Below are 10,192 nucleotides of genomic sequence, written 5' to 3' on the forward strand. Positions count from 1 at the left end.
AGGAAGAAGCCATGGCAGGCCAAAAAAGGCCAGCTGCTGCAGGTATATCAAGACCATTGACAAGTACCTGGCCGATAGAAGCCTGGTGGCCGATACCACCGCCTCAGGTGTGCGCATCCGCGTAACACAGAAAGGCACTGGTGCCAAACCTCAGCCCGGCGATAACATAGTAGTACACTACCGCGGCACCCTGCTGGATGGCACCCCCTTTGATGCCTCCTACGATCGTAACGAGCCTTTTACCTTCCCGGTAGGCCAGGGCATGGTGATCCGCGGCTGGGACGAAGGCCTGCTGCAACTGCCCAAAGGTAGCAAAGCCACGCTGTACATCCCCTCTACGCTGGCCTATGGCCCGCAGCAACGCGGCGAAGTGATCCAGCCCAACTCCATTCTGGTATTTGATGTGGAGGTGCTGGATATCACCAAACAACCACAACAACAATAAGGGGAATAATCCCACCGTTAATCCGATGCAGAAAAAAACTGCATCGGATTTTTTTTGTACCTTTGGTGTCGCTTATGAAAAAGAACTGGATACTCTGGAGCCTGCTGGGCTGCCTGCTGCTGGCGCTGCCGGCCTGTAAGAAAGATGAGGATGAGGATGGCACCGCCGCCCTGCGGGCCCTGCTGGCACAGCAGGATAAGCAGATTGTCGATTACCTCAACAGCCGCAATATTGAGCCGGTACATGACGATCTGAAAATTTACCGTGAGGTACTTAAGCTGGATCCCAACGGCGAAGATATTGAAGAAGGGGATGTGATTCTTCTGCACTATAAGATCAGCCTGCTGGATGGCACCCTTATTGCCAGCACCGAAGGCCAGGATCCCGTGCTGGTGACCTATGACCCAAGTCGCAGCTATGTGCCGCGCACCTCCCTGTACCGGGGGCTGGGATACCTGAATGTGGGCGATCGCTACCGCTTTTATGCCCCATCGCCCTATGCGTATGCAACCTTTACCGATGGCGACAAACTGCCGGAAAACTCCATCATTGTGATGGAGCTGGAGGCCGTAGGGGTCTATCATACCCTGGAGGAAATCCATGAGGTGGAACTGGCCACCATTGCCAACTGGATAGAGAACGAAAACATTGAAACCACCGAACTTGAGGGGGGGCTGCAGAAGCAGGTATTACAGGCCGGAACGGGCGCCCAGCCTGTCAATGGCGACTCGGCCAGTGTGTACTATAAAGGCTATTACCTGTCTAAAGAAGTATTTGACCAGAAGCTGGAGGGCACAACCTTTACCTTTAAGGTAGGGGCCAATGCCGTAGTAAGCGGCTTTGACCAGGCCGTAAAAAGCATGCAGGTGGGCGAAAAAGCCCGCTTTATCCTGCCCTCTCGCCTGGCTTATGGCCGCAATGGGGTGTTTGCGTTTCCTCAGGCCTATTTTGAAGACTTCAAAAAAGCCGGCCTGATCCTGAACAGTGCCTCGCCCATTCCCCCCTTCAGCATCTTGGTGTTTGAGATCGAACTGGTATCCAAAAAATGACCCTTTGCTTCGCCACAAACAATCCGAAAAAACTGGCTGAGATACGGGCCTATCTCGGAGAGGGGTGGCAGGTGCTGGGCCTGGAAGAGATTGGCTGCCGGGAAGAGCTGCCCGAAACCGGCAACACCCTGGAGGCCAACTCCCTGCAAAAGGCCCGCTGGGTGTGGGATCATTACCAGATTGCCTGCTTTGCCGACGATACCGGACTGGAAGTAGAGGCCCTGAACGGCGAGCCGGGCGTGTACTCGGCCCGTTATGCAGGTCCGCACCGCAGCAATGCCGATAATGTAGCCCTGCTGCTGCAAAAACTCCGACATGAGCCTAAGCGGGCCGCCCGCTTCCGTACGGTGCTCAGCTACATATCCCCTGAAGGGGTACAACAGTTTGAGGGCGAAGTGCGGGGCAGCATCATCGATACTCCCCGCGGCGAAGAAGGGTTTGGCTACGATCCTGTATTTGTGCCCGAGGGCCACAGCCGCACCTTTGCCGAAATGTCCCTGGCCGAAAAGAACAGCATGAGCCACCGCGCCAGGGCCATGAAAAAACTGGCCGAATACCTGAAGCAGATCGCCAAATAACGTAATTTTGCCCGGATGGAAAAGCCGTACATTGTAGGAATTACAGGGGGGAGCGCCTCAGGCAAAACACACTTTCTGCGGGCGCTGCTGAGTGCTTTTACGCCTGAGCAGGTATGTCTGGTATCACAGGACAACTACTACCGGCCCCGCCATGAACAACCCCTGGACGAGAATGGGGTGCACAATTTTGATACCCCCCACTCGATCGACTACGAGCAGTATGCCCGGGATCTGGTAGATCTGAAGGGGGGCAAAACCGTGGTGCGGCAGGAGTATACCTACAACAACCCACAGGCCAGGCCAAAAGAAATAGCCCTGCGGCCGGCGCCGGTTATTGTGGTAGAGGGTATATTCGTATTTTACTTTCCGGAGCTTACCCGCCACCTGGACCTCAAGATCTTTATTGAAGCCGAAGAGCACATAAAGCTCAAGCGGCGCATTGTTCGGGACCGCGATGAGCGGGGCTACGACCTGGAAGATGTGCTCTACCGCTACGAGCGCCATGTAGCCCCCACCTACAACAAATACATCAAGCCCTTCCGGAGCGATGCCGATCTGGTGGTGCCCAACAACCGGGGGTTTGAGAATGCGCTGGCTGTTATCACTACCTTTATCAACTCCAAATTGCCATGATCAACCGCTTTGCCGTAATCGGACTGGGCCAGTTTGGCATGTCCATTGCCCGTACGCTGGCCGCCCGCGGCGCCGAAGTGCTGGCCATTGATGTGCTCATTGATAAGGTAGAGTTTGTAAAGGATGAAGTGGCGCATGCCGTAGCCCTGGATACCACCGACATTAAGGCCCTGATGGCCCAGAACGTGCAGGATATGGATGCCGTGGTGGTGGCCATCGGCGAAAATTTTGAGGGCCTGCTGCTCACCACGGTGCTGCTGCAGGACCTGAAGGTAAAGCGCATCATAGCCCGGGCAGCCTCTACCCAGCAGCGCATGATCCTGGAAAAAATGGGGGTGACCGAGATTCTCTCGCCCGAGGAAACCGTTGGCAAAACGGTGGCCGAAACCCTGCTGCACCCCAACATGAAGAGCTTTTTGCCCCTGGCCGATGATTATGAGATCGTGGAGATCCAGACCCCTAAGCGGGTGGTGAACAAAACCGTGCGGGAAGTGGGCCTTCGCCAGAAGTACAACCTCAACCTGATTACCGTAAAGCGCATCTTTGAAGAGGAGCGGGGGGGCAAGGTAAGCGAAGTAGAGCACATCATAGGAGTGCCCCAGGGCGATACTGTGTTGTACGATTCCGATATCATGATCCTGCTGGGCAAAGAGCAGGATGTAAATAAATTCATGGAAGTGAACAAATAAGGAGCAAGTTGCTGTTCTTTGCCTAAATTCTAATACTTTTGTGATTCGGTTACGCTACGCTACCAAATGATCTGTTGGTTTTGGAACTATAAAGGACTTATGCGCCGCTTGCCGGTGCTGATGGCGCTGCTGGCAGGCTGTATGTTTGCAGCCACGCCGGCAGGTAAGTCGTTTTTTCCAGGCGTTTCGGCCGGTGCGCAGGAGGTGCAGCTTCAGGATCAGACGGCTGCCTCCGGTGAGGAGATCCCCGTATTTGAGCCGGGTTTCAGTGCCCTGGCCCAGGTGGCCCCCCTGCAGCTATTCTTTTTTCAGCCGGCCTTTGTGCCCGCCCTTACCCCCCTTGTAGAAATAGTAGAACAGGCCCCGGCTACTGTGCCCCGGCTGTTTACCCCTTATTTCAGAACTCTTTTTAGGCAAATCATCTCGCCTAACGCCCCCTAGTTGGTATTGTAGCCCCTTTGCTGCCGCAACTCGCCCAGTGCCAGTTCCGGTGTGCGCCCCTGTTCTTAAAAAAGAAACCCTTACTATTTCTATACCCTATTACCGATGAACAACAAAGGTTTAGTAGTGGTGCTAACCGTGGTGGTTACGCTGCTCTGTTTGTATTACCTATCCTTTACATTTGTATCGCGCCAGGTACAAAAGGATGCTACGGCCTATGCCACGCTTGCCGATGGCAGCGTAAGCTATGCCAGAAAACAGGCCTACCTCGATTCTGTATGGCATGAGCCTGTGTACAATTTCCTTGGCATGGAATACACCTACAAGGATGTAAAAAATACCGAGCTTAACCTGGGTCTTGACCTTCAGGGCGGTATGAACGTAACCCTTGAGGTATCGCCTGTAGAGGTGATTCGCGGCATGGCCGGCAATGTGGAAGATCCTGCCCTGCAGGCCGCCATTGCCCATGCCCGCAAGCGCCAGCTGGATAGCCAGGAGCCGTTCGTAGACCTGTTTTACGAAGGCTGGCAGCAAAACGCAGGCGACCGCCGCCTGGCCGACATCTTTGCTACGGCCGCCAACCGCAATGTAATCTCCTACAGCACCAGCGATGGTGAGGTGCTCAACATCCTTAGAAATCAGGTAGAGAGCTCCATTGAGCGCTCCTTCCAGATCCTGCGTACGCGGGTAGACCGTTTTGGTACCTCGCAGCCCAACATCCAGCGCCTGCAGGGCACCGGCCGCATTCTGGTAGAACTGCCCGGCGTAGACAACCCCGAGCGGGTACGCAAGCTGCTGCAGGGAACTGCCAAGCTGGAGTTTCTGGAGGTGGTAGAGATCCAGGATTACTACCCTACCCTTACCAGCATCAACAGCCTGCTGGTGCAGGAAAACAAGCTGAAAGCTGCTGAGAAAAGCATCCCTTCGGCTACCCCTGCCACTACGCCTACCGATACCACTGCTGCCGGCCAGGATGACCTTGCCAGCCAGCTGACCGCTGCCGATAGCACCGGCGCCGACTCGCTGAACCTGGAAGTATCTCCCTTTATCTCCCTGAACAGAGACGGTACCTTCTCGTCGCTGGTGTACAGCGTACGGGATACCGCCCAGATCAACCGCATTCTGGCCCGTGCCGATGTGCAGGAACTGCTGCCGGCCAACATGAGCTTTGTATGGGATGTAAAAGCCTTTGCTCCCCGCCAGGGCGCAACCAATAATGATGCCCAGCTGCTGCAGCTGTATGCCGTACAGCGGGAGCGTGGTGGCCGTGCCCCCCTTACCGGTGAGGTAATTGAGCGTGCCCGTCAGGACATAGACGACCGCGGCCGCGCCGATGTAGTGATGGTGATGAATGGCGAAGGCGCCCGCGCCTGGAAACGCCTTACCGGCAACAACATTGGCCAGCGCATAGCCATTGTGCTTGATAACTATGTATACTCTGCTCCTGTGGTACAGGGCGAGATTGATGGCGGCGTATCCTCCATTACCGGTAACTTTACCGTAGATGAGGCCAAAGACCTTGCCAACATTCTGGAGGCCGGCGCCCTGCCTGCCCCTGCCAAAATTGTGGAAGAAGCCATTGTAGGTCCGTCACTGGGCCAGCAGGCCCAGACACAGGGTATCCTGTCGATTGTAGCGGGTCTGGGCATGGTAGTACTCTTTATCATTGCCTACTATGCCAAAGGCGGTATTGTGGCCAACATTGCCCTGCTGTTCAACATCTTCTTCATCTTTGGTATTCTGGCCCAGCTAAGCGCGGCCCTTACACTGCCGGGTATTGCCGGTATCGTACTGACCATTGGTATGTCCATTGACGCCAACGTACTGATCTTTGAGCGTATCAAGGAAGAGCTGCGCGGCGGCCTGAGCATGAAGGCGGCCATCAAGAAAGGCTACGAAAAAGCTTATAGCTCCATCATAGACGCCAACGTAACCACCCTGCTGGTAGCCATTATCCTGTACGTATTCGGTCAGGGCCCTGTAAAAGGCTTTGCCATTACGCTGATCATTGGTATTCTGTGCTCCCTGTTCTCTGCCGTACTGATTACCCGTGTGATCATTGAGTGGATGACCAAGAAAGGCGAGGGCAGCAACATGAGCTTCCAGACCGGTATTTCACGCAACCTGCTGAGTGGCGGTGACATTAACTTTATGGGCATGCGCAAAAAAGCGTATATGTTCTCAGGAGTGATCATTGCCCTTGGTCTCGGCGTACTGTTTGCAACCGGCGGCCTCAATATGGGCGTTGACTTTACCGGCGGCCGCACCTATGTGGTAAGCTTCGATCAGCCCGTGTCGGCCACCGATATGAAAGTAGCCCTTTCAGATGATTTTGGTGGAGCCGGTACCGAGGTGAAAACCTATGGCGCCAGCAACGTGCTGAAAGTAACCACCAGCTACCTGATGGATACCGAGGACGAGAATGCCGATGATCAGGTGCAGGCTGCGCTGGTAAGCGGACTGGAAGCCGCAACCGGCAAGCGTTTTCTGGAGAATGCCGGCGAGGTGGGTGCCGATCAGTTTACCATCCTGAGCTCGTCTAAAGTAGGCGCTACCATTGCCGATGATATCAAGGAAGCCTCACTGGAGGCGGGCCTGTTCTCGCTGCTGATCATGTTCCTCTACATCCTGATTCGCTTCAGTGGCTGGCAGTACAGTGCCGGCGCGGTTATTGCCCTGATCCACGACGTACTGATCACCATTTCGGCCTTTGCCATTGCCGGCGCCCTGGGCATGACCTACGAGGTAGACCAGGTGTTTGTGGCCGCTATCCTTACGGTAATTGGTTACTCCATTAACGATACCGTGGTAGTATTTGACCGTATTCGGGAAGAAGTGGGCAACCGCTTTAGCAAGTCTACCATCCTGAGCACCGTTAATGCCGCTATCAACAACACCCTGAACCGTACCCTGATGACCTCTGTTACCACCCTGGTAGTAGTGCTTATCCTGTTCCTGTTTGGGGGTGAGGTACTGAGAGGCTTCTCATTTGCCCTGCTGGTAGGTATTCTGGTAGGTACCTATTCGTCTATCTTTGTAGCATCGCCCATTGCGGCCGACCTGCTTTCTCGCAAAAAAGAGGAAGTAGAAACTACGTCTAAGACTGCCGTGCGCCAGAGAGCCTAAGCGAATATCTAGTATTTTCAGATAAAGCTGCCTCCCGCAAGGGGGCAGCTTTTTTTGTACGCCATCGGGCCCTGGTGTAGCAGCTTTTTTACCCTATATGCCTACATTACCTACGCCAATCCCGTAACTTACAGCTACGAACCATACAGGAGTATGACAGAAGATACACTGAAGGCCCTGGCCGAATCCCTGGAAGGCAGTCTCCACTCTAGCGAAACCATGCGCCGGCTCTATGCCACCGACGCCTCGGCCTACCGCGAAATGCCCCAGGCCGTAGCCATTCCCAAGACCGAAGAAGACATCCGCAAGCTCATTCTGTTTGCTGCCGAGCATCAGACTGCCCTCATCCCCCGCACGGCAGGTACCTCCCTGGCCGGGCAGGTAGTGGGCGGCGGCATAGTAGTGGATGTATCGAAGCATTTTACGCAGATCCTGGAAGTAAATGAGCAGGAGCGCTGGGTGCGCCTGCAGCCGGGCGTGGTGCGGGACGAGCTTAATCTGTACCTGCAGCCCTATGGGCTTATGTTTGCCCCTGAAACCTCTACGGCCAACCGCTGCATGGTAGGGGGAATGGTGGGCAACAACAGCTGTGGTTCCAATTCGCTGGTCTATGGCAGCACCCGGGAGCACCTGCTGGAAGTGCGGGGTTTTCTTTCCGATGGTAGCGAGGTAATGTTTGGCCCCCTGGATGCAGAAGGCTTTGAGGCCAAGCGCAAGGGGCCGGCCTCGGGTAGCCTGCTGGAATCGGAACTCTACCGGCATATTTACCAAACCCTTAGCGAGCCGGCCAATGCAGAGGAGATTCGCAGGGAATTTCCCAAGCCCAGCATACCCCGCCGCAATACCGGCTATGCGCTGGACATGCTGCTGAACAGCCAGCCCTTTACCCCCGATGGCCCCCCCTTTAATTTCTGCAAGCTGATTGCCGGCTCGGAAGGCACCCTCATGTTCATGACCGAGCTGAAGCTGAACCTGGTACCCCTGCCTCCGCCGGTTAAGGGCCTGCTGTGCCTGCACTGCCAGTCGGTAGATGAATCGCTGCGGGCCAACCTGGTAGCCCTCCAATATGGCCCCCATGCCTGTGAGCTGATCGATAATTACATTCTGGAGTGTACCAAGGTAAACATTGAGCAGCGGCAAAACCGCTTCTTTATACAGGGCGATCCCGGGGCCCTGCTGGTGGTGGAGCTCGTGGGCCAGACGGAAGAAGAGGTGCGCCGGACGGCAGCGGCCCTGGAGGCCGAGCTGCGCCAAAGGGGGCTCTGCTACCACTACCCCCTGGTGATGGGCGAAGATACCAAACGGGTATGGGCCCTGCGCAAGGCGGGCCTGGGCTTGCTCTCCAACATAAAGGGGGATGCCAAACCCCAGCCCTTTATTGAAGATACGGCGGTAGATGTGCAGGAGCTTCCCGAGTACATAGCCGAATTCAACAGCAAACTGAAAGAGTACGGCCTCTATTGCGTTCACTATGCCCATGCCGGCAGCGGCGAGCTGCACCTGCGCCCCATCCTGAACCTGAAAACCGAAGAAGGCAACCGCCTCTTCCATACCATTGGCGAGGAAGTGGCCCGGCTGGTGAAAAAGTACAAGGGTTCGCTGAGCGGCGAGCATGGCGATGGGCGGGTGCGGGCCGAGTTTATCCGCTTTATGGTGGGCGATCATAATTACGGCCTGCTGAAAGACGTAAAGAAGGTATGGGACCCCCACAAGCTCTTTAATCCCGGCAAAATTGTAGATGCCGCCCCCATGAACCAAAGCCTTCGCTATGCCCCCGGCCAGGAGGTGCCCCAGTTTGCTACTGTGTTTGACTGGAGCGAGACCGATGGGATCATTCGGGCAGCCGAGCTCTGCAACGGCTCCGGCGACTGTCGCAAAAGCCAGCTGATGGGAGGCACCATGTGTCCCAGCTTTATGGCCACCCGCAACGAGCAGGATACTACCCGGGCCCGGGCCAACATGCTGCGGGAAATGCTGCAGCACTCTACTCGCCCCAACCGCTTTGATCATGAGGAGATCAAAGAAGTAATGGATCTCTGCATTAGTTGCAAGGGCTGCAAGGCCGAGTGTCCCAGCAATGTGGATCTGGCCAAGCTCAAAGCCGAGTGGCAGCAGCAGTACTACGATGCCCATGGGGTGCCCGCCCGCACCCGCCTGGTGGCCAGTTTTAACAAGAGCAATGCCCTGGCGGCTAAACTGCCGGCGCTCTACAATGCCTTTACCGGCAAAGGGGCCGCCGGCCGCCTGATGCGCAAGGCCATGGGCTTTGCCGCCGAGCGCAGCCTGCCCCGCCTGCACAGCACTACCTGGCGCCGCTGGTTCCGCAAAAATGCCCCCGTCCTTAATGCCAGCCTCAACGGCAACCGCAAGGGCAAGGTGCTGCTGTTCTGCGATGAATTCACCAACTACAATGATGTGCCCATTGGGCAGACCCTCTGCCGCCTGCTGAACCGGCTGGGCTATGAGCTGCACATGCCCGAGCATGAAGAGAGCGGCCGCACCTGGCTGAGCAAAGGCCTGCTGCGGGATGCCCAGCAGCTGGCCCAGAAGAACATCGACTTGCTGGCCCCCCTGGTGCAGGACGGTACCTGGCTCATCGGCCTGGAGCCCTCGGCCATCCTGACCCTGCGGGATGAATACCTGAGCCTGTGCCGGCCCGACCAGCGGGAAGCCGCTCAGCAGCTGGCCGAAGCCTCCCTGCTGGTGGATGAGTTTCTGGCAAAGGAAAAGGAGGCCGGCCGCCTCAGCAGCCAGGAATTCACGAAAGAGAAGAAAACCATTCGCCTGCATGGCCACTGCCATCAAAAAGCCCTTTCGTCGGTGATCTTCACCAAAAAGGCGCTTTCACTCCCCCAGAATTATGAGGTGCTGCTGATCCCCAGCGGCTGCTGCGGCATGGCCGGTTCCTTTGGCTATGAAGAGGAGCATTACGACATCAGCATGCAGATAGGAGAGCTGGTGCTTTTCCCCACCGTACGGCAGCAGGCCGCAGAGGTACTTATAGCCGCTCCGGGCACCAGCTGCCGCCACCAGATCCTGGACGGCACCGGCCGCCAGGCCCTGCATCCGGTAGAGATCCTGTGGGAGGCGCTGGAGAAGTAGGCCATCCGAAAAGAAAAAGTTGAGGGCTAGCGCTTGAAGTGCCTGGATATAAAGTTGGCTTTTGCGCTGGTGCGAGCATGTTGCCTTATCCTGTCCCATAAAATTTCTAAATTAAAGGGTAAGAGTCAG

General features: G+C 56.1%; 8 protein-coding genes. All 8 read left to right on the plus strand.

What is annotated here, in order from left to right:
* Nucleotides 1-445 (plus strand): FKBP-type peptidyl-prolyl cis-trans isomerase (locus tag ADICEAN_RS18265; RefSeq protein ID WP_152426513.1); only part of this gene is annotated, 445 nt, incomplete at its 5' end.
* 74 nt (nucleotides 446-519) lie between these two features.
* Complete coding sequence (locus ADICEAN_RS21575; protein ID WP_009197141.1) at nucleotides 520-1,494, plus strand: FKBP-type peptidyl-prolyl cis-trans isomerase; 975 nt, start codon at nucleotides 520-522, stop codon at nucleotides 1,492-1,494.
* Nucleotides 1,491-2,072 (plus strand): RdgB/HAM1 family non-canonical purine NTP pyrophosphatase, encoded by a 582-nt coding sequence (rdgB, locus tag ADICEAN_RS18275; RefSeq protein WP_009197142.1) that lies wholly within the window; start codon nucleotides 1,491-1,493, stop codon nucleotides 2,070-2,072. The genes ADICEAN_RS21575 and rdgB overlap by 4 nt, the downstream gene beginning before the upstream one ends.
* A 15-nt stretch (nucleotides 2,073-2,087) precedes the next feature.
* Nucleotides 2,088-2,705, plus strand: a complete 618-nt coding sequence (locus ADICEAN_RS18280) for a uridine kinase family protein (RefSeq protein WP_009197143.1) — start codon at nucleotides 2,088-2,090, stop codon at nucleotides 2,703-2,705.
* Entirely contained in the window at nucleotides 2,702-3,394 is a 693-nt protein-coding gene (locus tag ADICEAN_RS18285; protein ID WP_009197144.1) for a potassium channel family protein, read from the plus strand. The genes ADICEAN_RS18280 and ADICEAN_RS18285 overlap by 4 nt, the downstream gene beginning before the upstream one ends.
* A gap of 66 nt (nucleotides 3,395-3,460) precedes the next feature.
* Nucleotides 3,461-3,835 (plus strand): hypothetical protein, encoded by a 375-nt coding sequence (locus tag ADICEAN_RS18290; RefSeq protein WP_009197145.1) that lies wholly within the window; start codon nucleotides 3,461-3,463, stop codon nucleotides 3,833-3,835.
* 105 nt (nucleotides 3,836-3,940) lie between these two features.
* Nucleotides 3,941-6,961 carry a protein translocase subunit SecDF gene (secDF, locus tag ADICEAN_RS18295; RefSeq protein WP_009197146.1) on the plus strand — a complete coding sequence of 1,007 codons (3,021 nt, stop codon included), beginning with the start codon at nucleotides 3,941-3,943 and terminating at the stop codon, nucleotides 6,959-6,961.
* A 153-nt stretch (nucleotides 6,962-7,114) separates the two neighbouring features.
* Nucleotides 7,115-10,063: an FAD-binding and (Fe-S)-binding domain-containing protein gene (locus ADICEAN_RS18300; RefSeq protein WP_040398125.1), complete on the plus strand. Its 2,949-nt coding sequence runs from the start codon at nucleotides 7,115-7,117 to the stop codon at nucleotides 10,061-10,063.
* The last annotated feature ends 129 nt before the right edge of the window (nucleotides 10,064-10,192 follow it).

The sequence above is a fragment of the Cesiribacter andamanensis AMV16 genome, from assembly GCF_000348925.1.
GTDB classification, from domain to species: Bacteria; Bacteroidota; Bacteroidia; order Cytophagales; family Cyclobacteriaceae; genus Cesiribacter; species Cesiribacter andamanensis.

Bases quoted from the DNA above. Each gene is read 5' to 3' on its own strand.
- ADICEAN_RS18285 (WP_009197144.1), top strand. From the start codon at position 2,702: ATGATCAACCGCTTTGCCGTAATCGGACTGGGCCAGTTTGGCATGTCC.
- rdgB (WP_009197142.1), top strand. From the start codon at position 1,491: ATGACCCTTTGCTTCGCCACAAACAATCCGAAAAAACTGGCTGAGATA.
- ADICEAN_RS18300 (WP_040398125.1), top strand. From the start codon at position 7,115: ATGACAGAAGATACACTGAAGGCCCTGGCCGAATCCCTGGAAGGCAGT.
- secDF (WP_009197146.1), top strand. From the start codon at position 3,941: ATGAACAACAAAGGTTTAGTAGTGGTGCTAACCGTGGTGGTTACGCTG.
- ADICEAN_RS18290 (WP_009197145.1), top strand. From the start codon at position 3,461: ATGATCTGTTGGTTTTGGAACTATAAAGGACTTATGCGCCGCTTGCCG.
- ADICEAN_RS21575 (WP_009197141.1), top strand. From the start codon at position 520: ATGAAAAAGAACTGGATACTCTGGAGCCTGCTGGGCTGCCTGCTGCTG.
- ADICEAN_RS18280 (WP_009197143.1), top strand. From the start codon at position 2,088: ATGGAAAAGCCGTACATTGTAGGAATTACAGGGGGGAGCGCCTCAGGC.